The 22,883-nt window shown below is 59.5% G+C and carries 18 protein-coding genes; 13 read left to right on the forward strand and 5 right to left on the reverse strand.

What is annotated here, in order from left to right; all coding sequences use genetic code 11:
- Positions 1–57: 57 nt before the first annotated feature.
- The 5 genes from BLU64_RS14200 to BLU64_RS14220 all read right to left on the reverse strand — a co-directional run bounded on the left by BLU64_RS14200 (position 58) and on the right by BLU64_RS14220 (position 5,612).
- Positions 58–354 (reverse strand): fimbrial protein, encoded by a 297-nt coding sequence (locus tag BLU64_RS14200; protein ID WP_051625455.1) that lies wholly within the window; start codon positions 352–354, stop codon positions 58–60.
- 924 nt (positions 355–1,278) lie between these two features.
- Positions 1,279–2,844 (reverse strand): alkyl hydroperoxide reductase subunit F, encoded by a 1,566-nt coding sequence (ahpF, locus tag BLU64_RS14205; RefSeq protein ID WP_074729131.1) that lies wholly within the window; start codon positions 2,842–2,844, stop codon positions 1,279–1,281.
- A 78-nt stretch (positions 2,845–2,922) separates the two neighbouring features.
- The gene (ahpC, locus tag BLU64_RS14210; protein WP_026742014.1) at positions 2,923–3,486 is read right to left on the reverse strand and encodes an alkyl hydroperoxide reductase subunit C; all 564 of its coding nucleotides are present in this window, start codon (positions 3,484–3,486) and stop codon (positions 2,923–2,925) included.
- Between the two features lie 210 nt (positions 3,487–3,696).
- Positions 3,697–4,497, reverse strand: coding sequence for a pyrroline-5-carboxylate reductase family protein (locus tag BLU64_RS14215; protein WP_026742013.1), 801 nt, complete (start codon positions 4,495–4,497; stop codon positions 3,697–3,699).
- 404 nt (positions 4,498–4,901) lie between these two features.
- Positions 4,902–5,612, reverse strand: a complete 711-nt coding sequence (locus BLU64_RS14220) for a GntR family transcriptional regulator (RefSeq protein WP_235195075.1) — start codon at positions 5,610–5,612, stop codon at positions 4,902–4,904.
- 682 nt (positions 5,613–6,294) lie between these two features.
- Here BLU64_RS14220 and BLU64_RS14225 point away from each other — a divergent pair.
- From BLU64_RS14225 to urtE, 13 genes are all read left to right on the forward strand, one after another.
- Complete coding sequence (locus BLU64_RS14225) at positions 6,295–7,407, forward strand: ABC transporter substrate-binding protein (protein ID WP_026742011.1); 1,113 nt, start codon at positions 6,295–6,297, stop codon at positions 7,405–7,407.
- Between the two features lie 45 nt (positions 7,408–7,452).
- Positions 7,453–8,346 (forward strand): branched-chain amino acid ABC transporter permease, encoded by an 894-nt coding sequence (locus BLU64_RS14230; protein ID WP_026742010.1) that lies wholly within the window; start codon positions 7,453–7,455, stop codon positions 8,344–8,346.
- Positions 8,339–9,229: a branched-chain amino acid ABC transporter permease gene (locus tag BLU64_RS14235; protein WP_026742009.1), complete on the forward strand. Its 891-nt coding sequence runs from the start codon at positions 8,339–8,341 to the stop codon at positions 9,227–9,229. Before BLU64_RS14230 ends, BLU64_RS14235 begins: the two co-directional genes overlap by 8 nt.
- On the forward strand, positions 9,226–10,005 hold the full coding sequence (locus tag BLU64_RS14240; RefSeq protein ID WP_074729133.1) for an ABC transporter ATP-binding protein: 780 nt from the start codon (positions 9,226–9,228) through the stop codon (positions 10,003–10,005). Before BLU64_RS14235 ends, BLU64_RS14240 begins: the two co-directional genes overlap by 4 nt.
- On the forward strand, positions 10,002–10,721 hold the full coding sequence (locus BLU64_RS14245; protein WP_026742007.1) for an ABC transporter ATP-binding protein: 720 nt from the start codon (positions 10,002–10,004) through the stop codon (positions 10,719–10,721). The genes BLU64_RS14240 and BLU64_RS14245 overlap by 4 nt, the downstream gene beginning before the upstream one ends.
- Before the next feature lie 336 nt (positions 10,722–11,057).
- The gene (gene atzF / locus BLU64_RS14250) at positions 11,058–12,854 is read left to right on the forward strand and encodes an allophanate hydrolase (RefSeq protein ID WP_074729134.1); all 1,797 of its coding nucleotides are present in this window, start codon (positions 11,058–11,060) and stop codon (positions 12,852–12,854) included.
- Positions 12,855–12,856: 2 nt separating this feature from the next.
- A complete protein-coding gene (uca, locus tag BLU64_RS14255) occupies positions 12,857–16,471 on the forward strand; it encodes an urea carboxylase (RefSeq protein ID WP_074729136.1) in 3,615 nt (1,204 codons plus the stop codon).
- Between the two features lie 9 nt (positions 16,472–16,480).
- Positions 16,481–17,182 carry a GntR family transcriptional regulator gene (locus BLU64_RS14260; protein ID WP_074729138.1) on the forward strand — a complete coding sequence of 234 codons (702 nt, stop codon included), beginning with the start codon at positions 16,481–16,483 and terminating at the stop codon, positions 17,180–17,182.
- Between the two features lie 27 nt (positions 17,183–17,209).
- Entirely contained in the window at positions 17,210–18,478 is a 1,269-nt protein-coding gene (gene urtA, locus BLU64_RS14265) for an urea ABC transporter substrate-binding protein (RefSeq protein ID WP_074729140.1), read from the forward strand.
- A 69-nt stretch (positions 18,479–18,547) separates the two neighbouring features.
- A complete protein-coding gene (gene urtB / locus BLU64_RS14270; protein ID WP_074729142.1) occupies positions 18,548–20,113 on the forward strand; it encodes an urea ABC transporter permease subunit UrtB in 1,566 nt (521 codons plus the stop codon).
- Entirely contained in the window at positions 20,113–21,189 is a 1,077-nt protein-coding gene (urtC, locus tag BLU64_RS14275) for an urea ABC transporter permease subunit UrtC (protein ID WP_074729144.1), read from the forward strand. The genes urtB and urtC overlap by 1 nt, the downstream gene beginning before the upstream one ends.
- Positions 21,182–21,973, forward strand: a complete 792-nt coding sequence (urtD, locus tag BLU64_RS14280) for an urea ABC transporter ATP-binding protein UrtD (protein WP_074729146.1) — start codon at positions 21,182–21,184, stop codon at positions 21,971–21,973. Before urtC ends, urtD begins: the two co-directional genes overlap by 8 nt.
- Before the next feature lies 1 nt (position 21,974).
- The gene (gene urtE, locus BLU64_RS14285) at positions 21,975–22,673 is read left to right on the forward strand and encodes an urea ABC transporter ATP-binding subunit UrtE (protein ID WP_074729148.1); all 699 of its coding nucleotides are present in this window, start codon (positions 21,975–21,977) and stop codon (positions 22,671–22,673) included.
- The last annotated feature ends 210 nt before the right edge of the window (positions 22,674–22,883 follow it).

The following is a 22,883-nucleotide window of genomic DNA, read 5'->3' on the forward strand; positions in this document are numbered from 1 at the left end:
AGTAAGATTTTTATTATTAAAATAGCCAGTAGGCATCCGATTTTTTAACTCAACAAATCAGTTGTAATTAATGACCATAGACTTCACGCCCGGCTGAAGCGTTATCGTTTTTACAGAACCAATATTCTGAGGCAAAATATTGGACTGTGATTGGTTATTTACCTGAATTGCCTGGCTTTTTCCGTTACGAAAGCAGCTAACCGCGATGTGCTGGGCATTTGGAGTCACATCACAAGGAGACTCAACAAACGCTCCGGTAAAATGAATAACGCCGGATGCGGCAAATGCTTTCGGAAGAATCATGGTAAAGATAATGGGTAATGCGATTTTCAAAAAAGAATAATTATGTTTCATAGTGAATTCCCTAGTTGTATTGGCGAATATATATTAACGGTTTTATCTTATAAAACTTTAGTCCTTAAATCGTTATTTTGTGGAATTATTATCACATTTACACTCTGCTGACACTAATAGGTTAAATTGGTAAAAAATTACATTATTTGATGTCCAAAAAACCATGCATATCCCAAAAACCTATAAAAAATAGTACTTGAAAATATTATTTATTCTATCCGCTGGATTTTTAAAAAATAACAGTAGAGGTGAGTCATTTTTTAAATAGCGACTTAGTTATTACAAAGGCGAGCCAATAGAAGAAAAAGGAGCAATGAAAAGTATCCCCCTCAAGCTCGATGAACAAACTCGTTGAGGGCGCTCCCCCCTACGGCGTGTGAAAGCGCTCGTGTTAAGAGGCTTTATCAACACGCCGACACCTGTCAGGAGGCCGAGGCGCCGTTGCTGCCGGGCAAATTCAAGCCCGCCTCGATCCTCGTACATTTTTTCCCGTTTCCTACCCGATCCCCTCGTCATTCTGCATTTCACCGTGTAGGAATAACAAGATGGTGACCTTTCATCGCATAACGGCTTATTCAGGTCGAAACAATACCTCCTCGCGCCTCAAACTCGCCTAAATGCGTTCAAGGCGTGAGAGCAGATTTATTACAGGTCAAAACGCCTGAAAAGGCCTGTAGGCGTTTTTACAGACCGGATTTGTGGAGCCAAGGATCAGGATGAATATCAAAGCCATGACACAGATATTGGGCGAAGAATTCGCCTACCCTATCCAGACGCGTGAAGCCACAATACGTTCGCGGTTGACCCTTTCATCGCACGTGGGAGATAGACGAAAAACAACCGCTCAGCAAAAGCCGAGCGGTTTTCCAGACACAGACACAACAAGAGAGATATTTTCACGGCGCCCCAGCGCCGTATCGGCAGTTATGCCGACTGCGTTCTGATCAGATAATCAAACGCGCTCAGCGAAGCTTTCGCCCCTTCGCCGGTGGCAATGATGATCTGCTTGTACGGCACCGTGGTGCAATCGCCAGCCGCGAAGATGCCTTTAACGCTCGTTTCGCATTTCGCGTCGATCTCGATTTCGCCGATACGGTTTCTAGCCACCGTCCCTTCCAGCCATTGGGTGTTCGGCAGCAGACCGATTTGCACAAAGATCCCTTCCAACGCCAGCTCGTGCTCAGTTTCGCTGACGCGATCTTTATAAGACAGTCCGGTCACTTTCTGGCCGTCGCCTTTCACTTCCGTCGTCTGCGCATTAACAATAATGTCGACGTTCGGCAGGCTGCGGACTTTATCTTGCAGCACGGAGTCGGCTTTCAGCTCTGGAGCAAACTCCAGCAGCGTGACGTGTTTTACCACGCCAGCGAGGTCGATGGCCGCTTCGACGCCAGAGTTACCGCCGCCGATGACTGCGACGTGCTTGCCTTTAAACAGAGGGCCGTCGCAGTGCGGGCAATAGGTGACCCCTCGGGTACGGTACTGGTCTTCACCTGGCACATTCATGTTTCTCCAGCGTGCGCCGGTAGAAATGATGACCGTGCGGGACTTCAATACCGCGCCGGAGGCGGTTTCAATCTGGTGCGGCATGCCCGGTTCAGCGGCTGGGATCAGCGCCGTAGCGGTCTGCGCGTCGATCACGTCCACATCGTAATCGTCTACGTGGCTCTTCAGCGCGGTCGCCAGCTTGGCGCCCTCTGTTTTCGGCACGGAGATGTAGTTTTCAATGTCGACGGTATCCAGAATCTGGCCGCCGAAACGTTCGCCCATCAGGCCGGTACGGATGCCTTTACGCGCAGAGTAAACCGCAGACGCCGCCCCGGCAGGACCGCTGCCGATGATCAGGACGTCGTAGACCGAACGCTGATTCAGCTGTTCAACCTGCTTGGCGCTGGCGCCGGTATCGATCTTGTTGACGATTTCGCTCAGCGTCATACGACCCTGGCTGAAGTGTTCGCCATTCAGGAACACGGTTGGCACGCCCATGACGTTTCGGCTTTCGATTTCGTCCTGGAACACACCGCCATCAATCGCGCTGTGGGTGATGTTCGGGTTCAGCACTGACATCAGATTCAGCGCCTGAACGACGTCGGGGCAGTTGTGACACGACAGCGAGTAGTAAGTTTCAAAATGGAACTCGCCGTCCAGACCACGAATCTGGTCGAGCAATTCCTGAGATTCTTTAGACGGGTGTCCGCCGACCTGCAACAGTGCCAGCACCAACGAAGTAAATTCGTGGCCCATCGGGACACCGGCGAAACGCGGACCGCTCTGAGAACCCGGATTGGTGATCAGGAAAGAGGGCTTACGCACTGGCAGGTCATTGTTTTCGGTGAAACTGACCTGTTCAGATAATCCTGCGATCTCAGTCAGCAATTCTCTGACTTCAGAAGATTTTGCTGAGTCATCCAGCGTCGCGACTAACTCAACAGGTTTGGTTAATTTTTCCAGGTAGGCTTTCAACTGGACTTTCATTGTGTTGTCGAGCATTGATTATCCCTCAGTGCGAAAAAAATCGGGTGCTATGCACCCGATAAAAGTATCAATAGATGATTAGCGAAAGCAGGCTTAGATTTTGCCGACCAGGTCCAGAGATGGAGCCAGAGTCGCTTCACCTTCTTTCCATTTTGCCGGGCAAACTTCACCTGGGTGAGCGGCAACGTACTGAGCGGCTTTCACTTTGCGCAGCAGGTCGGAAGCGTCACGGCCGATGCCTTCAGCGGTGATCTCAACCGCCTGGATAATGCCCTGCGGGTCAACGATGAAGGTACCACGGTCTGCCAGGCCTTCGGCTTCACGCAGGTTTTCGAAGTTACGGCTCAGCTGGCCTGTCGGGTCGCCGATCATGGTGTATTTGATCTTGCCGATGGTATCTGAGCTGCCGTGCCATGCTTTGTGCGTAAAGTGGGTATCGGTAGACACAGAGTAGATTTCTACGCCACGCTCCTGGAATTCATCGTAGTAGTCAGCCACGTCGCCCAATTCGGTCGGGCAGACAAACGTAAAGTCAGCCGGGTAAAAGAAGAACACACTCCACTTACCTTCAATGTCTTTTTCGGTAACTTCGATGAATTCACCGTTCTTGAAAGCCGTGTTTTTGAATGGTTTAACTTTGGTGTTAATTACTGACATCACTTTATCCTCATGCGTGTTGGTATGGGGTTAAAGTACAGAAATGCGCGGCGGCGGGCTAATGCGTTGTCATTATCGAATCAATAAGCGATACCTTGCATAATAACGATAGGTGGCGATGGGCGGGACGGGATACCGCGGCGCAGAGCTTCTTCGGCGCGGTATGCAGGCATTGGTTCGCGCATCTCGCCGCGACGAGATGCGCGCGGCTTAGGATTTCGCCAGTTCGGTGGTGCGTTTGACCGCCGCCAGCACGCTGCGTTGCAGTCCGGCGGCGAAGTCACTATTGTTCAACTCATACAGGCCATGCATACCGACGCCCGCTGGCGAATTATTGATGTCCAGCAGCTGTCGCGGATGTTTGCCGCTGATATTGAGCATCGCGACCGCGCCGACCAGATTCTCATAGGCGACCTGCGTCGCCTGTTGCCGCGGTAGCCCGGCCAAAACGCCAGCATCCACCAGCGACTCGATGAAATAGTAGACGTAGTTGGGGCCAGCGACACCAAAGCCGGTAAAAATATCCAGCAGCCGCTCCTCCAGTACCATGACCTTGCCGAAACTTTCCAAAAACGCCCGCAACGGCGCCTCTTCTACCCGATCATTCAGCACCGCGCCGCTGTAGCCATATCCGGTATCGGTTAACGTGTTCGGGATGACGCGCGCGATGGGACGCGTTTCGCCCAGCTGTTCGGTCAGCGTCGCTAGCGTGACGCCCGCGATGATGGAGACCACCGTCGCCTCGGGGGCCGCATGCTGACGGATGCGGGCAGACACCGCCGCGATGTCATCCTGCGGTCGAACGCCCATCACAATGTAGTCGGCGTTTTTCAGCGCGGCATCCTCGCTCAGAGCCGACGTCAGCTGATAACGCTCCGTGAGTGTCGAAATTCGTGAGGCGTCGATATCTTCCAGCGTCACGGCATCGTGCGCCAGCTTACCGCTGTTCAACGCCGCCCGAATAATGGCCTCCGCCATTTGCCCTGCCCCGATAAAGTGAATTTGACTCATGATATTCCCCTGAAATGACGTAACTAATTCTATTTGATGACTGGGAGCATGACCTACGGCGGCGCCCAATCTCCTCATCCGACCGCAGACATTGCACGCGAAAATAAACACAAAATTTCATCATCGTCGTCTAACGGCCGATAACGTGGCGTCTTCGTGCGGTCATTTGATGGTTTAGCCAGCGGCGTTTTCTTGACGCGATCTCCCTACCTGCGGCACGCCGCATTATCGACAGAGAGATCCGAGCGTCAGAGACACTGGCCGTCAATAACGCAAAAAAAACCTTTGCTTTACTCTCAATCGCTATTTCAGTGATGCGATGGAATAAAGAAAAAGAGCGCAACGATTTATTTTTTCCACCTATGAGCATCCAGGAAGCGTTATTCAGAATGCCCCCAGATGGGTTATTTAAGACGGTCTCGTTTGCCGAAATAAATACGCGCCAGCCCTTCTTTTGTCACGGCAATAGCATGATCGGCGCTGAGCGAAACATGTTTTTCCATTAACGCCGCACCGCGTTCGATATCACGCTGACGCATTGCATCGATAATATCGATATGTTCATCGTACGCATTATTACGACGGCTGGGTGTTTCCAGATCGATTCGGCGGAAAAAACGAATCAGGGAGTTCAGACTCTCCAGCGTTTCGTACAGTCGACTATTCCGCGTTATGCGGGCGATGGCCAGATGAAAAGCCTCGTCGTCCTCCGCCACTTTCGTCCAATCCGAAATGGTTTCCGGGTCTGGAAGCGCCCGGCAACTCTCCTCCCAAATTGCCGCCGTTTGTTCAATCTCTTCGTCGCTGGCCCGCTGACAGGCCAGACGAAATGCGGCCTGTTCAACAATGGCGCGCATCTCATAGAGGTCGTGTACGCCTTCTGGCGTGATGTCTCGAGAGTAGAAACCGCGGTTAGGTACGAAGCTCATGAAGCCGTCCTGCGCCAGACGATTCAGCGCCTCGCGAACCGGCGTGCGGGACACGCCCAGACGCGCAGCCAGCTCAACTTCGTTAATTCTTTCGCCCGGCTTGAAGTGATAATCAATCGCCAGCGCCTTCACCGCTTCATAGACTTTTTCCACACTGTCTGCGCTGCGCACTGTTTTCGAACTCACCGGCACGTTATTTCCTCTCGAAAGCCGACACGGGGTTGGCGCGGGATTTAAAATGATGATTACCGTATTCTGGGGGATGAGCGCCCTATATAAGTACGGCGTAAATGAGCTTAATTAAATTGATAACACGCCTGAATTCATAACACAACGACGATGTGCATACACCTCTATCCACACATTAAACCGAGAATGAAAATACAATCCCAACCTTGTTTATAACGAGAATCAGAAAATAAGGCGATAATGATAAAACAATGAAAACCTTGCACAACGGTGAATCCAAATGCACCAATCTGAAGCAATTTCGTACAAAACAGCGGTTATATTCCATCTATTTATTATCTATTCGTATTCCGTATAAATAATCAAAGTCGCGTTTTCCAACTTCGCCTGTATCACGTTATTGCTTGTTATTACTGTGAATAGTCGTCAATCGAGAGAAATATTAACGCGCGCCGTTTCCATTAAAGTGCGTTTTTTGACCAGGGTGGCATAGCAATTGCTCCAACGTTTCTGGCAAAGTGTATTCACTTCATCATTCACTCTGTCATTCAGTTGGTGAAGCCCCGGATTGCGGGGTTTTCCGCCCTGACGGTGGCATTCTCAACGATTAATAACAACGCCAGGGATGAAGCCCGCTACGGCTCCGCTTTTTTGATGATTCCGACCAGGAGAAACAGGTATGACCGTGCATTTTCGTCAGGCTCTTTTAGCTTCAGCGCTGCTTGGCGGCGCACTCTTTGGCGCGACCCTGCCCGCACAGGCGGATGTGACCGTCGGCGCCATTCTGCCACTGACTGGCGTCAGCGCCACCATCGGCGAAGACATGCGCCGGGGAATCGAATTAGCCGTGGATGAGGTCAACGCGCACGGCGGCGTCAACGGTCAGAAGCTGGCCGTGATGATTGAAGACTCCGCGGGTAGCCCGGTCACCGCGCTTGATGCCGTACGCAAACTGACGCAGGTCAACAACGTACCGCTGGTCGCCGGGGAATTTTCCTCCAGCGTGACCATCCCCGTCGGACAATATCTGGTAAAAAATCAGCGAGTTCACATCAACATCACCTCTTCCAGCACCGATATGCGCAACGTCGGTAAATACTCCTACAGCGTGATCGGCCTTGCCGATCTGGCGACGCGATTCTCCGCCAAAGACGTTTATGAGATGGGCTATCGCAAAGTGGCATTCGTCGCCCCCAACGGCGCTTACGGCCAAAGCATGCTGGATCAGTTCAGTAAAGATTTTCAGGCGCTGGGCGGCAAAGTCGCCGCCAAAATGCTCTACACTGGCGGCCAATCCTCCTACCGCCGCGAGCTAAGCCAGCTTTCCCGCGTCAAGCCTGACGCCTACGTCTACACCACCTACGGTCAGGATGCGGTGGTACTCAACCGCGAATCCTATGAGCTAGGTCTGAACAAAACGCCGTGGTACGGCATGTATCTGACCATGAGCACCGCCAACACGCCGGCAGAATACATCGAAGGTCGTGTAGGGATGGAAGTCGCCGGTACTGGCGATCAAGGACAAGGGTACATCGACCGGTTCAAACAGCGCTATGGCACCGCCCCGCAGTCCGCCTACAGCAGCTATGCCTACGACAGCATTACGCTGGCCGCCGCCGCGATCAACAAGGCAGGCAGCGCCGACCCGGCAGCATTGCAAGTGGCTATGCTGAACGTGGCGCCGCACTTCGACGGCGTGACCGGCCCGCTCAATCTGGGCGCCGACAATCAGCGCCAGACCCAGCCTTATAAGAAGGTCAAAATCGTTAACGGAATTCAGGAACTGCGCTAAGCGGTCGTGGGCGTTCGCGCCCCGTTTCCCTTTCAGGAAGAGTCTATGCTTCAGTTCATTCTCGATACTCTGCTTCGCACCGCGGACCTGGCGCCCATCGCGCTCGGCCTCAGTCTGGTCTACGGGCTGGTGCGGTTCGCCAACGTGGCGCACGTGCAATATGCCATGGTGGGTTCCTTCATGACGGCCGCGCTGCTAGGGATTGGCAGTCCGTTCCTGCTGGCTATTTTGCTGGCCAGCGTGCTGACCGGCGCGATGGCGACGCTGCTGCATCATGGGATCTTTCGCCGCCTGGCGCAGTCCGGGCCGGCGAGCGCCATGATCGGATCGCTGGCCGTCTCGATGATCCTGATCGCCCTGATTCTGGGGATCGCCGGATCGTCGCCCGTTAGCTACAACCTGCCGCTCAGTCCAACGCTTTCGCTGGCCGATAGCTTCGTCTCTCGTCACCAGCTGTGGACGCTCGGCGTCACGCTGGCACTGCTGGTCGCCTTCGGCGCGCTGCTGTTCTATACCTCGCTCGGGCGTTCCATTCGGGCGCTGGCCAGCAACCGCGATCTGGCTGCCGCGTCGGGCCTGAACGCCGATGCGCTGGTACATACCGTCAACTTCATCGCCGGTACGCTGGCAGGCCTCGGCGGCTCCATGCTGGCGCTCAACTCCAGCGCCTACGTCAATCAGGGCAGCGATCTGCTGTTGCCGATTCTGGCCGCCGCCATCCTCGGCGGATTGGGGAATCCGCTGGGGGCTATTTTCGGCGCGCTGCTGATTGCGGTCACCGAAACGCTGGTCACCAATCTGGACTTCGGCTGGCTATTCGGCAGCGAACTGGTGTTTATTCCCGTCACCTATATCAATGCAGCGTCGTTCGTCATTCTGCTGCTGGCGCTACTGCTGCGTCCTTACGGACTGTTTAACCGGGAGGTGCGCCGTGTCTGAGTTTCTGCTCCATCTGATTAGCATCACCGGCATCTATGCCCTGATCGCGCTCGCGCTGAATATTCAGGCCGGCTATGCCGGACTGCTGAACTTCGGCCATATCGCCTTTGTCGGTATCGGCGCTTATTCCGCCGGAATTGGCGCTCGGCTGGGACTTTCCTTTGTCGAAGCCAGCGCATTCGGCCTGGCGCTTTCCATGCTGATTGGCGCAGGCATGTCAGTGCTGGGCCGTCAGCTGGCGGCGGATTACTGGGGGATCGCCACGCTGGCCGTCGCCGAGATCATTCGCACGATTGCGATCAACGAAGACCATCTAACCGGCGGCGCGCAAGGGCTGGGCAATATCGTCCCGTTGTGGTCGACCGGTTCAACGCGAGGGGACGGCATGGTTTTCGCCGTTGTGATCTTGTTGGCTGTGGCGCTAGTCGCGCTGATCACCCATCGGTTGGGTCAAAGCCGCTTCGGCCGGGCGCTGCGCCTGATGCGCGAGCAGCCTCAGCTGGCGACGTGCATGGGCTATCACCTGCAATGGCTGAAATGCCGCACGCTGATGTGCAGCGCGGCAATCGCTACCGCCGCGGGCATTCTGATGGCCTATTACACCAGCTATGTCAGCCCCGATTACCTTCTGCCCTCCGAAACCTTCCTGATCTGGAGCATGGTGATGATCGGCGGCATCGGCAATGTCGCGGGCGTGCTGTTGGGCGTTCTGGTCGTTGAATGCCTGTACACCTTCATTCCTTTCGCCAAAGACCTGTTCCAAATCGGTTCCGATATCACCGGCGCACTGCGTCTGGGCACCGTCGGCGTGATCCTGCTGGCCTGCCTGCTCTGGCGTTCCGGCGGACTGCTGCCCGAAAAATTGAGGAGAATGCCGTCATGACGCCACTGATGCAGATCGAAAATGTCAGCAAGGCCTTCGGCGGCAACCGCGTGCTGGAGGACGTGAGCGTCACTCTAAATCAAGGGGAGATCCTCGGTTTACTCGGGCCGAACGGGTCAGGAAAAAGTACGCTGCTGAATGCGATCTCGGGATTCACCCCCGTAGACGGCGGCGCCATTCGCGTGGCGGGGAAACGGATTGATAAGCTGCCGACGCATCGCATCATTCAGTCCGGCGTCGCACGGACGTTCCAGCTCCCGGCGATGCCGCAAAAGATGACGGTAATGGAAGTGGTGATGGCGGCGGGAACCCGCCACCACGGTTTCTGGAGCAGTCTGCTGTCGCTCCCGGCGACTCGCCGCGTCGAACGGGAAGATAGCGCCAAGGCGCAGGCGCTGATTGACGCGCTGCTGCTCAACCCCGTTCGTGACCTGCCCGCCGCCGCGCTGTCCGGCGGCCAAAAGAAATTGCTGGGCATCGCCTGTGCGCTGATGGGCGATCCGCAAATTCTGATGCTGGACGAGCCGATGGCCGGCGTTCACCCCAACCTGCGACGGGACATTGTGGAGACGCTATTGCGTCTGAATCGCGAAGGGCTATCGCTGGTGATTATCGAACACGACATGCACTTTATCCGCGAGCTATGCCAGCGCTGCATCGTGCTGGACCGCGGGCACATCGTCGCCAGTTGCCATCCGGACGAGCTGGCGAATAATCAGCAGGTGCTGGACGCCTATCTGGGCCGCAGCGCCCAAACACAGCAGGAGGCCGTATGATTACGTTGCACGACGTCGTGGCGGGTTACACCCCCGGCATCGACATCCTTCAGGGCATCTCCCTGCACGTGAATAACGCGGAGATCGTCACGCTGCTCGGCCCCAATGGCTGCGGCAAGTCGACCTTGTTGAAATGCATTGCGGGCTATCTGACGCCCCGCAGCGGACAGATCCTGCTGGACGAACGCGACGTGGGCCGAATCCCGATCCACAGAAAAGTTCGTGAGTGCTCACTTGGCTTTGTGCCCCAGACGGACAACGTATTCAATAACCTGACTATCAAGGAAAATTTGCAAACCGGCGGTCAGTTTCTGCCGGACAGACAGCGCCGACAACGTATGGAAGCGCTGTGCGAACGCTATCCGTTGCTGCGCAAAAAATGGCGCGCGACGGCGTCGGCACTTTCCGGCGGAGAGCGCCAGATACTGGCGTTGACGCGCGCCCTGATGCCCCGGCCCGCAACCCTGCTGTTGGACGAGCCTTCCGCCGGACTATCGCCCAAGATGCTGGCGGATGTCTTCGACGCCATACAGTCAATTCGCCGGGAAGAGAACGTGGCGATATTGATGGTGGAACAGAATGCGATGGAAGCCCTGCACATCTCAGACCGAGCCTATGTGCTGGCGCTGGGTAAAGTCGCGCTCACCGGCCAGGCGAATGAACTTTTGAACGATCCGCGCATGCGTGAGCTGTATCTCGGCGGACGCGCGGCTTAAACCCACGCGCAAGCCACGCCATCAATCGCGCCTGTACGTATACGCAACCGCGCCTACAGGCCCCGATAATGAAGCGTCGAGGCGCCGCGCCACGTGTTCCAACCGCGGCGCGGCGACGCTTGCCGTCAGACGCGGTTCACCCACTCCACGACCGCGTTGTCATCATTCCTTTTTCTTATACCCGCCACCATCATGGTGCTTCGGCTGCACTATGAAACATCAACAGGGTGAGCCGGGAAATCGTGTCACTATTTTTTATTAGCCAAATCATTATGTTGATGATTGGCATGCAAGTTGCTTTATGGATTCCATGTTGTATACAAGTTGGAATTCATCATGACATCGACACTGGGTTTGACGCTTCAGGCATGGCGACGCTGCTACCAACACGATCCCCAACGGATCGAAACGCTGCTGGCAGCACACCTCGCAGCGCTCGATAAACAAGATAACGCCTGGCTGTATCTCGCCACTCCGCAACAGTTGCGGCAGCAAATCGAACCGCTGCTGCCGCGCTACCGGCGCGATCCCGCATCGCTGCCGCTGTTCGGCGTTCCCTTTGCGGTGAAGGACAACATCGACGTCGCGGGCTGGCCGACGACCGCCGCCTGTCCGGCCTTCACGTACACCGCCGAAAACGACGCCGTGGTCGTCGCACGCTTGAAAGCCGCAGGCGCGGTGGCGATCGGCAAGACCAATCTCGATCAGTACGCCACCGGACTGGTCGGCACGCGTTCACCGTTCGGCGCGGTGCATAACCCCTTTAATCCCGACTACGTCAGCGGCGGCTCCAGCTCCGGTTCGGCGTCAGTGGTGGCTCGCGGGCTGGTCGGCTTCGCGCTCGGCACCGATACCGCCGGGTCCGGACGTGTACCCGCCGGCTTCAACAATATCGTGGGTCTGAAACCGACCAAGGGCTGGCTCTCCGCCCGCGGCGTCGTACCGGCCTGCCGCCTCAATGACACCGTGTCCGTGTTCGCGCTCACCGTCGAAGACGCTTTTACCGTCGCGACGATCGCGGGCGGTTACGATGCCGACGACGCCTATTCACGCCGCGCGCCGTGCTTCGCGCCGGCGGGGATGAAAGCGCAGCCCGATTTTGCCATTCCCGCCGTCCCGACCTTTTTCGGCGACCGCCTGGCCGAAGCGGCATGGCACCACGCGCTGGAACTTCTGACGCAAAGCGGCGCCACGCTGCATCCGATCGACTTCACGCCGTTCCATCAGTTGGCGGAACAGCTTTATTCCGGGCCGTGGGTGGCCGAACGCACCGCGGCGGTCGGAGAGATGCTGGCCCATCCGGAAGCGATGGATCCGGTGGTGTACGGCATTATCCACAGCGGACGGCAATACAGCGCGGTGGAAGCCTATCAGGCCGAGTATTTACGCGCTGATCTCGCCCGCCGTATTCAACGGGCGCTGGCCCCATTCGACGCCCTCGTGGTGCCCACCTCTCCGACCATCCGCACGCTGCAAGACATCACGCAGGAGCCGGTGCGCTACAACTCGCAATTCGGCACTTACACCAACTTCACCAACCTGGCCGATCTCGCCGCGCTGGCGCTGCCCGGCCCATTTCGTGACGACGGGTTGCCCGCGGGCATCACGCTGATCGCCCCCGCCTGGCACGATCGCGCGCTGGCCGGGTTCGGCCTGCGCTGGCAGCAACAACTCGGGCTGCCGCTCGGCGCCACCGGCAAGGCTTCTCCCGAAGAGCGCGCCGCGCTGCCGCCGTCGGTCGAACACGTTCGCGTGGCGGTAGTGGGCGCTCACCTCACCGGCATGCCGCTCAACCATCAGCTCACCACGCGTCAGGCGGTCCTGATCGAAGAGACGCAAACCGCCGCCGAGTACCGCCTGTTCGCCCTGCTTGACGGGCCGGTCAAGAAGCCGGGGCTGCTGCGCGACGCCAACGGCGGCGCCATCGCCGTCGAACTGTGGGATATCCCGCTGGCGCGCTTCGGCGAGTTCGTGGCGGAAATCCCCCCGCCGCTCGGCATCGGCTCGCTCACGCTGGCCGACGGCCGCGTGGTGAAAGGTTTTATTTGTGAACCGGCCGCGCTGGAGCACGCGCTGGAGATTACCGAATTCGGCGGCTGGCGCAGCTGGCTGGCGACGCAGAGGAGCGAATAATCATGTTCAGCACGGTACTCATAGCCAACCGCGGCGAAATCGCCTGCCGCGCCATAAAGACGCTGAAGCGTCTGGGCGTCACCAGCGTGGCCGTTTACTCCGACGCCGATCGCAACGCCAGACATGTCAAAGAGGCCGATGTGGCGATCGCCCTCGGCGGCGACAAACCCGCCGAAAGCTACCTGCGCATCGACAAAATCCTCGCGGCCGCGCGCGAGACCAGCGCAGAAGCCATCTGGCCGGGCTACGGCTTTCTCTCCGAGAGCCTGCCGTTCGCCGCCGCCTGCGAAGAAGCGGGCATCGTCTTCGTCGGCCCGACCGCTCAACAAATCGGCGAGTTCGGGCTGAAACACCGCGCGCGTGAGCTGGCGGCGAGCGCCGGCGTACCAATGACGCCCGGCACGCCGCTGCTGAACTCGCAGGAAGACGCGCTGAGCGCCGCGGACAGTATCGGTTATCCGGTGATGCTGAAAAGCACCGCGGGCGGCGGCGGCATCGGCCTGACGCGCTGCGCCGACGCGGAGGCGTTGCGTCAGGCCTGGGAAAGCGTGCGTCGCCTCGGCGAGCAGTTCTTCAGCGATGCGGGCGTATTTCTGGAGCGCTGCATCGACCGCGCGCGCCATGTCGAAGTCCAGATCTTCGGCGACGGCCACGGTCAGGTCGTCGCCCTCGGTGAGCGGGACTGTTCGTTGCAGCGCCGCAATCAGAAGGTGGTGGAAGAGACCCCCGCGCCCCATTTGCCACAGGCCACGCGCGACGCGCTGCTGAATTCCGCAGTACGGCTCGGCGAACGGGTGAATTACCGCAGCGCCGGGACGGTAGAGTACATCTACGACGCCGAACATGACGCGTTCTACTTCCTTGAAGTGAACACCCGTTTGCAGGTGGAGCATCCGGTGACCGAATGCGTGACCGGCCTCGATCTGGTGGAGTGCATGTTGCGGGTCGCGGCGGGCGACCCGCTCGACTGGGCGCGGATGCGGCAGGCGCCGCACGGGACCGCGATCGAGGTGCGCCTCTACGCGGAGGACCCGCTGAGAAACTTCCAGCCGAGTCCAGGCGTGCTGACCCACGTTCATTTTCCCGACGGCGTGCGCATCGATAGCGCGATCGATGCCGGGACCGAGGTCTCCGCCCATTACGACCCGATGATCGCCAAGCTGATCGTCCACGCCGACACGCGCGACGCGGCGCTGGAGAAAATGCAGCAGGCGCTCGCGGCCACGCAGTTGCACGGCATTGCCAGCAACCTTGACTATCTTCGCCAAATCGTCGCGACCTCCGCTTTCCGCCGCGGCGAAGTGTGGACCCGCTTCCTCGACGGCTTTACCCCGACCGCCTCCATGATCGAAGTGCTGCAACCCGGCACCTTCAGCACCGTGCAGGATTATCCCGGCCGTCTCGGTTATTGGGATATCGGCGTGCCGCCGTCCGGCCCGATGGACGATTTCGCCTTCCGCCTCGCCAACCGCATCGTCGGCAACCATGAGGCCGCCGCAGGGCTTGAATTCACCCTGCAGGGTCCGTCGATGCGCTTTCACTGCGACGCCGTGATCGCACTAACCGGCGCGGATTGCCCGGCGGAACTGGACGGCGCGCCGGTAGCCTACTGGCGGCCGATCGACGTCAGCGCGGGACAGACCCTAACCCTCGGCCGCGCGCAGTCGGGCTGCCGCACCTATCTCGCCGTCCGCAACGGTATCGACGTGCCGGAGTATCTCGGCAGCCGTTCCACCTTCGCCCTTGGCCAGTTCGGCGGACACGCGGGCCGCCCCCTGCGCATTGCCGACATGCTGCCGATCTCGCAGCCGCAGCTGGCCGCCTGCGCCACGCCAGCGCCGGTCAGCAAACCGCAACCGCTGGATCACGCGCTGGTGCCGCAATACGGCACTAAATGGCGCATCGGCGTGCTGTATGGCCCGCACGGCGCGCCCGACTTTTTCACCCAGGACGCGATTGACGAGTTCTTCGCCAGCGAGTGGCAGGTCCACTACAACTCCAACCGCCTCGGCGTACGTTTGGTCGGTCCCAAGCCCACCTGGACGCGCGCCGACGGCGGCGAGGCGGGCTTGCATCCGTCCAACGTGCATGACTGCGAATACGCCGTCGGTGCCGTCAACTTCACCGGCGACTTCCCGGTGATCCTGACCCGGGACGGACCGAGCCTCGGTGGTTTCGTCTGTCCGGTGACCATCGCCAAAGCGGAGCTATGGAAAGTCGGTCAGGTGAAACCGGGCGATCGCATCCGCTTCCATCCCATCGGCATTGAGGAAGCCGTCGCGTTGGAGCAGGCGCAGGCGCAAAGCATCAGCACGCTGCGCGCCTGCCCTGTCCCGACATTTGCGCCGCCCTCGCTGGCGGCGAGCGAGGCGGGTTCCGCCACCCTGCTGGCGGCGCTGCCCGCCACGCGAACCACGCCGGCGGTCGCCTATCGTCAGGCGGGCGACGGCTATGTGCTGGTGGAGTACGGAGACAACGTGCTGGATCTGGCGCTGCGCCTGCGCGTGCATTTGCTGATGAACCAGCTGCGCGAACGCGCGACGCCCGGCATCGAAGAGCTGTCACCCGGCGTGCGCTCGTTGCAGGTGCGTTACGACGGCAGGCTCCTCAGCCAGCAACGGGCGATCGCCCTGCTGCTTGAGCTGGAGGCCGGACTCGGCGACGTCTCGCAGTTGAAGGTGCCATCGCGCATCGTCTGGCTGCCGATGGCCTTTGAAGACAGCGCCACGCTCGGTGCGGTGGACCGCTACCGAGAAACTGTGCGCGCCAGCGCGCCCTGGCTGCCGAACAACGTCGACTTTATTCAACGCATCAACGGGTTGGATCATCGCGACGCCGTCCGCGACGTACTGTTCGACGCCAGCTACCTGATCCTCGGCCTCGGCGACGTTTATCTCGGCGCGCCCTGCGCGGTGCCGATCGATCCCCGTCATCGCCTGCTGAGTTCTAAATACAGTCCGGCCCGCACCTTCACCCATGAGGGCACCGTCGGCATCGGCGGCATGTACATGTGCATCTACGGCATGGATTCACCCGGCGGCTATCAGTTGGTCGGCCGCACCCTGCCCATTTGGAACAAATTTCTGAAAAACGATCAGTTCGCCGCCGACGCGCCGTGGCTGCTGCGTTTCTTCGATCAGGTGCGTTTTTATCCGGTGACCGAAGACGCGTTAACGCAGCTGCGCGACGATTTCCGCGAAGGCCGCGCGCGCATCCGTATTGAAGAGACCGTGTTCGACTTCGCGGCGCATCAGCATTTTCTCGCCGACAACGCCGCATCCATCGCGGCGTTCCGGAAACGACAGGCCGAGGCTTTCACGCGCGAGGTGGCGCTTTGGCAAGAGGAAGAAGCAGATAACGCCGCCGGTCCGGCTTTCGAGGAAATAGCCGAGGAGGATGAGAGCGCGTTCTCGGTCTGCGCCGACGTCAGCGGCAATATCTGGAAAATACAGGTACAGCCGGGCGACAAGGTCGAAGCCGGACAGACGCTCATCATCGTCGAGGCGATGAAGATGGAATTAGCGATCGCCGCTCCCCGCAGCGGCACGGTTAAACGCATAGCCTGCCAGGCGGGCCGTCCGGTGAATCCGGGCGACGTTCTGCTGTGGCTGGAATAAGGAGCGACGATGACTCTTCCCACACAACGCGGCAAAGGCCGCCCGGAACCACTGGCTGAAAAGGTCTATCAGGCGCTGAAGCAGGACATTTTCGAGTTCCGCCTGATGCCCGGCGACCGTTTCAGCGAGAACGAAATCGCCGAACGCATGGCGGTGAGCCGCACCCCGGTGCGTCAGGCCCTGTTCCGGCTGGAGCGCGAAGGTTATGTCGAGGTGTGGTTCCGCAGCGGCTGGCAGGTTAAGCCCTTCGATTTCGAGTATTTCGAGGAACTGTACGACCTGCGCATCTTGCTGGAGCGCGAGGCGGTGCGCCGCTTGTGCGCGCTACCGCCAGCGCAATGCGCGACGACGCTCGCCGCGCTGAAAGCCTTCTGGATCGACGAGGCGCGTGAGGAGGACGGCAAGGCGGTTTCGCTACAGGACGAACGCTTCCACATCACGCTGGTCAGCGCCACCGGCAACCGGGAGATGACACGCATTCACACCGAGCTGACCGAAAAAATCCGCATCATCCGCCGTCTCGACTTCACGCGCGAAGACCGCATCGATGCCACCTACCGCGAGCACGCCCAGATCTTACAGGCGATTTTCCGGCAACAGACCGAGGAGGCGCAGCACACGCTGACCACCCACATCGCCGAGAGCAAGGCGGAGGTCAGAAAGATCACCTTGCACCGGCTACAGCAAGCCAGGCTCCACCCCGTTGAATAAACGAACACCTATTGAGAGGGTTAGACGATGAAAAGACGTTCGCTGCTTAAGGGTTTCGCACTCTCCGCCACCGTGATCGGCATGGGCCTGTCCTGGGGAGTTCAGGCCGCCGACACCATCAAGGTGGGGATCATGCATTCGCTTTCCGGCACCATGGCGATCTCGGAGACGCCGCTGAAGGACGTGGCGCTGATGACCATTGATGAAATCAACGCCAAAGGCGGCGTGCTGGGCAAGAAGCTGGAGCCGGTAGTGGTCGACCCGGCCTCGAACTGGCCGCTGTTCGCCGAGAAAGCCCGCCAGCTGCTGACGCAGGATAAGGCGGCGGTGGTCTTCGGCTGCTGGACCTCGGTGTCGCGCAAGTCGGTGCTGCCGGTATTCGAGGAGCTGAACGGCCTGCTGTTCTACCCGGTACAGTATGAGGGCGAGGAGATGTCGCCGAACGTGTTCTATACCGGCGCCGCGCCGAACCAGCAGGCGATTCCAGCCGTGGAATACCTGATGAGCGAAGACGGCGGCGGCGCCAGGCGCTTCTTCCTGCTGGGCACGGACTATGTCTACCCACGCACCACCAACAAGATCCTGCGCGCTTTCCTGCAGGCAAAAGGCATTCAGGACAAAGATATCCAGGAAGTCTATACCCCGTTCGGCTATAGCGACTACCAGACCATCGTGTCCGACATCAAGAAATTCGCGGCCGGGGGCAAGACGGCGGTGGTCTCCACCATTAACGGCGACTCCAACGTCCCGTTCTATAAAGAACTGGCCAATCAAGGCATTAAGGCGACCGATATTCCCGTCGTGGCATTCTCGGTCGGCGAAGAGGAGCTGCGCGGCATCGACACCACACCGCTGGTCGGTCAGTTGGCCGCCTGGAACTATTTCCAGTCCGTCGATAACCCGACCAACGCCAAGTTCGTGGCGGACTATCGCGCCTACGCCACAGCCCGTCGCCTGCCGAACGCCGACAGTGTGGTGACCAATGACCCGATGGAAGCCACCTACGTCGGCATCCATATGTGGGCGCAGGCCGTCGAGAAAGCCGGCACCACCGATGTGGACAAAGTCCGGGCGGCGATGGCGGGACAGACCTTCTCTGCACCCAGCGGCTTCACCCTGACCATGGATGCGAACAATCATCATCTGCATAAACCGGTGATGATTGGCGAAGTGACAGAGAACGGCCAGTTCGACGTGGTATGGCAGACCGATAAACCGGTCCGCGCCCAGCCGTGGAGCCCCTATATCGCGGGCAACGACCAGAAACCCGACCATCCGGTGAAATCAACGAAGTAAGCGGCACGGCCTTTCTCCCGCTGTCGGAGCCAAGGCCGTTCTCCCGCGCCACAAAACGGGAACACCATCATGAAAATTCACCGCTCTTTCTGCGCTCTGCTGTTACTGCTGCCCTGGCTGGCGCTGGCGGGAGACGGCGCGGAGTTCGCCGCCGCCGGCCGCGCCCAGCAGGCCGCGCTGCTTGAACAGTGGGCCGCCGCGCCGCAGGCCGCCCGCCTGCCGTTGCTGGAGGCGCTGCGTCGCGAATCCGTGGTCATCGACCAGAACAAACAGCCTTTCAGCAGGCAGGACGACGTCTTCACGCCTCTCGACAGCGCGCGGCAGCCGAGCGGCGATACCAAAAAGTTGTTTATGAACAACCGTCTTCGCGTAATGATCGCCAGCGCGCTCGCCGCACACCAACTGGTCAGCGATGACCCGGCGACCCGCCTGCACGCCGCGCAGCAGCTGCAAAGCACGGACGCGGCCGCTCTGCTCCCGGTGATCGAACGGCAGCTCGCCGGCGAAACCGACGACCCAGTGCGGGCCTCGCTGGCGTTGGCGGCCGCCAATCTCCAGCTCGCCAGCCCCGATGCCGCAGTACGGTTGCAGGCGGTAAAACAGCTGGGCGAGTCGAGCCATCCCGCCACGCAGGCGCGGCTACAGCGCCTGACGCAGGCCGCCGACGAGCCTGAACCCGCCGTCCGGGACGCCGCCGCAGAGAGCCTGCGGCAAATCGAACAGCGCCTGATGTGGGGCGAACTGCTCGGTCAGGCGTTTACCGGGCTGTCGCTTGGTTCAATCCTGCTGCTTGCCGCTCTCGGCCTCGCGATCACCTACGGCCTGCTCGGAGTGATTAATATGGCGCACGGCGAGATGCTGATGCTGGGGGCTTACGCCGCCTGGCTGGTGCAGTCGCTGTTCCAGCAGTTCGCGCCCGAGTGGCTGGCCTGGTATCCGCTGCTGGCGCTGCCCGCGGCCTTTTCGATCACGGCGGCGATAGGCATGGCGCTGGAACGCGTCGTCATCCGCCATTTGTACGGCCGACCACTGGAAACCCTGCTCGCCACCTGGGGCATCAGCCTGATGCTGATCCAACTGGTGCGCGCGCTGTTCGGCGCACAGAATCTGGAAGTCGCCAACCCCGCCTGGCTCTCGGGGGGTCTACAGGTACTGCCCAATCTGGTGCTGCCGTTCAACCGCATCGCGGTGATCCTGTTCGCATTTGCGGTGCTGAGCCTCATCTGGCTGCTGCTGAACAAAACTCGTCTCGGGCTGAACGTACGCGCCGTGACGCAGAATCGCGCCATGGCGGACTGCTGCGGGGTTCCCACCGGCCGTGTCGACATGTTGGCGTTCGGCCTCGGCTCCGGCATCGCCGGACTCGGCGGCGTGGCGCTGTCGCAGCTGGGTAACGTCGGCCCGGAACTGGGGCAGGGTTATATCATCGACTCCTTCCTGGTGGTGGTGCTGGGCGGCATCGGCCAGTTGGCGGGCACCGTGGCGGCCGCCTTCGGTCTCGGCATCCTCAACAAAGTGCTGGAACCGCAGATCGGCGCGGTGCTCGGCAAGATTCTGATCCTGGCGCTGATCGTTCTGTTTATCCAGAAACGTCCGCAGGGTCTGTTCGCCGTGAAAGGGAGAGTGATTGACTGATGAACCTGCCGCTGACTTTAACCCTGGCGCGCAAAGCGCCGCGCCTGACCTTCAGCCTTGGCATCCTGGCAACGCTGGCGCTGCTGACCCTGCCGTTCTGTGCGCTGCTGCCCGCCGACCATCCGCTGGCGATCTCCACCTATACCCTGACGCTGATCGGCAAAATCCTGTGCTATGCCGTCGTTGCCGTGGCGCTCGACCTGGTATGGGGCTACGCCGGATTGCTGTCACTCGGCCACGGGCTGTTCTTTGCGCTGGGCGGTTACGCCATGGGCATGTACCTGATGCGTCAGGCTGCGGGAGACGATCTGCCGGCGTTTATGTCGTTTCTGTCGTGGAACGAGCTGCCGTGGTTCTGGGCCGGCACACAACATTTCGCCTGGGCGCTGTGCCTGATTATGCTGACGCCCGGTCTGCTGGCGCTGGTGTTCGGCTTCTTCGCCTTCCGTTCGAAAATTAAAGGCGTCTACTTCTCGATCATGACGCAGGCGCTGACCTACGCCGGGATGCTGCTGTTTTTCCGCAACGAAACCGGCTTCGGCGGCAACAACGGGTTTACCGGCTTCACCACCTTGCTCGGCTTTAACGTCAGCGCCACCGGCACGCGCATCGGCCTGTTCATCGCCACCGTGCTGTTGCTGCTGACCAGCCTCGGCATCGGCTTCGCGCTGGCGCGCAGCAAATTCGGCCGCGTGCTGACGGCGGTGCGCGACGCGGAAAACCGGCTGATGTTCGTCGGGTACGATCCCTGTGGCTTCAAGCTGTTGGTCTGGACGCTCTCAGCGGTACTGTGCGGGCTGGCGGGCGCGCTGTATGTGCCGCAGGTCGGCATCATCAACCCCAGCGAGATGTCGCCGACCAACTCTATCGAGGCCGCCATCTGGGTGGCGCTCGGCGGACGCGGCACGCTGATCGGCCCGCTGCTCGGCGCCGGTATCGTTAACGGCGCCAAGAGCTGGTTCACCATGGCGTTTCCCGAATACTGGCTGTTCTTCCTGGGCCTGATGTTCATCCTGGTCACGCTGTTTCTGCCGCGTGGCGTCATTGGCCTGTTGCGCGGGAGGCGTGATGACTGAATCCCTGTTGACCCAATCGCTTCCGGCGGATCGCTACCGCCATCAACACGATCCGGTCCTGCTGCTGGAGAAGATCAACGTCTCGTTCGACGGCTTCCGCGCGCTGACGGATCTGTCATTGCAGATTGGCGTAGGTGAACTGCGCTGCGTTATCGGTCCCAATGGCGCGGGAAAAACCACGTTGATGGATGTGATCACCGGCAAAACGCGGCCGGACGCCGGTCAGGCGATCTTCGATCAGCACACCGATCTGACCCGTCTGTCGCCGGTGGAGATCGCGCGTTTAGGCATTGGCCGCAAATTTCAGAAACCCACGGTGTTTGAAGCGTTGACGGTGTTTGAAAACCTCGAAATCGCGCTGAAAAACGATAAGTCCGTTTGGGCCAGCCTGTGCGCGCGGCTGGACGGCGAACAGCGGGACCGCATTGACGAGACGCTGACGCTGTTGCGGCTCGACGCGGCGCGCGGTCACAAAGCCGGGTTGCTGTCGCACGGACAAAAACAGTTTCTCGAAATTGGCATGCTGCTGGTGCAGGAGCCGCATCTGCTGCTGCTCGACGAACCGGCGGCCGGCATGACGGATGCCGAAACCGAGTACACCGCTGAACTGTTCCGCGGTCTGGCCGGCAAGCATTCACTGATGGTGGTGGAGCACGATATGGGCTTCGTCGAAACCATTGCCGACCGCGTCACCGTGCTGCATCAGGGCCAGGTACTGGCCGAGGGGTCGTTGCGCGAAGTGCAGGCGGACGATCGGGTTATCGACGTTTATCTGGGGCGCTGACATGTTACAGGTATCGGAACTGAATCAATATTACGGCGGCAGCCACATCCTGCGCGGCCTGTCATTCGAGGCCCGGCCCGGCGAAATCACCTGTCTGTTGGGACGCAACGGGGTAGGGAAAACGACGCTGCTCAAATGCCTGATGGGCCTGATTCCGGCTAAATCCGGCGAGATCCGCTGGCAGGATCGCGTCATCAATCACCGAAAACCGCATCAGCGAGTCCAGGCCGGTATTGCCTATGTGCCGCAGGGCCGGGAGATATTTCCACGCCTGACGGTGGAAGAAAATCTGCTGATGGGTTTGGCGCGTTTTTCCGGCGCGCAGGCCAGATCGGCGCCGGAAGAGATCTATCGGCTGTTTCCCGTCCTGAAGGAAATGAAAGCGCGGCGCGGCGGCGACCTATCCGGTGGCCAGCAGCAGCAGTTGGCGATCGGCCGCGCCCTCGCCTGCCGGCCGCAGTTGCTGATCCTCGATGAACCCACCGAGGGTATCCAACCTTCCGTGATCAAAGAGATCGGCGCCGTGATCCGACAGTTGTCCCTGCGGGGAGATATGGGTATTTTGTTGGTCGAGCAATTCTACGACTTCGCGGCGGCGCTGGCCGACCGTTATCTGGTCATGTCCCGGGGCGAAATCGTCCAACGCGGTCTGGGGCCAGACATGGAGAAAGAGGGCGTGCGCCATCTGGTCGCGATATAGTCGCGCAAGGGGCGTTGCTGGCGGTAGACAACGTCAGCCGGGGATGGCGGGAGAAAAAGCATTTGCCGCTCCGCAGACGTTTCAGTTGCGTTCGGGTGGCGGGCACAGGAAAGCCCCTAAGACGCACGCCTGACTCTAGAGTCCTCTCGAAACAGGCTATCCATCATTGATGTTGAGTTCGGCTTTTCCTTCATCAGGGAAGAGGGATCG

It is taken from the genome of Lonsdalea quercina (genome assembly GCF_900107885.1).
Taxonomy (GTDB): domain Bacteria; phylum Pseudomonadota; class Gammaproteobacteria; order Enterobacterales; family Enterobacteriaceae; genus Lonsdalea; species Lonsdalea quercina.

What these genes read in the sequence shown, in the direction of transcription:
- BLU64_RS14200 (WP_051625455.1), bottom strand. Translation starts at nt 354, where the DNA reads ATGAAACATAATTATTCTTTTTTGAAAATCGCATTACCCATTATCTTT.
- ahpF (WP_074729131.1), bottom strand. Translation starts at nt 2,844, where the DNA reads ATGCTCGACAACACAATGAAAGTCCAGTTGAAAGCCTACCTGGAAAAA.
- ahpC (WP_026742014.1), bottom strand. Translation starts at nt 3,486, where the DNA reads ATGTCAGTAATTAACACCAAAGTTAAACCATTCAAAAACACGGCTTTC.
- BLU64_RS14215 (WP_026742013.1), bottom strand. Translation starts at nt 4,497, where the DNA reads ATGAGTCAAATTCACTTTATCGGGGCAGGGCAAATGGCGGAGGCCATT.
- BLU64_RS14225 (WP_026742011.1), top strand. Translation starts at nt 6,295, where the DNA reads ATGACCGTGCATTTTCGTCAGGCTCTTTTAGCTTCAGCGCTGCTTGGC.
- BLU64_RS14230 (WP_026742010.1), top strand. Translation starts at nt 7,453, where the DNA reads ATGCTTCAGTTCATTCTCGATACTCTGCTTCGCACCGCGGACCTGGCG.
- BLU64_RS14240 (WP_074729133.1), top strand. Translation starts at nt 9,226, where the DNA reads ATGACGCCACTGATGCAGATCGAAAATGTCAGCAAGGCCTTCGGCGGC.
- BLU64_RS14245 (WP_026742007.1), top strand. Translation starts at nt 10,002, where the DNA reads ATGATTACGTTGCACGACGTCGTGGCGGGTTACACCCCCGGCATCGAC.
- atzF (WP_074729134.1), top strand. Translation starts at nt 11,058, where the DNA reads ATGACATCGACACTGGGTTTGACGCTTCAGGCATGGCGACGCTGCTAC.
- uca (WP_074729136.1), top strand. Translation starts at nt 12,857, where the DNA reads ATGTTCAGCACGGTACTCATAGCCAACCGCGGCGAAATCGCCTGCCGC.
- BLU64_RS14260 (WP_074729138.1), top strand. Translation starts at nt 16,481, where the DNA reads ATGACTCTTCCCACACAACGCGGCAAAGGCCGCCCGGAACCACTGGCT.
- urtA (WP_074729140.1), top strand. Translation starts at nt 17,210, where the DNA reads ATGAAAAGACGTTCGCTGCTTAAGGGTTTCGCACTCTCCGCCACCGTG.
- urtB (WP_074729142.1), top strand. Translation starts at nt 18,548, where the DNA reads ATGAAAATTCACCGCTCTTTCTGCGCTCTGCTGTTACTGCTGCCCTGG.
- urtC (WP_074729144.1), top strand. Translation starts at nt 20,113, where the DNA reads ATGAACCTGCCGCTGACTTTAACCCTGGCGCGCAAAGCGCCGCGCCTG.
- urtD (WP_074729146.1), top strand. Translation starts at nt 21,182, where the DNA reads ATGACTGAATCCCTGTTGACCCAATCGCTTCCGGCGGATCGCTACCGC.
- urtE (WP_074729148.1), top strand. Translation starts at nt 21,975, where the DNA reads ATGTTACAGGTATCGGAACTGAATCAATATTACGGCGGCAGCCACATC.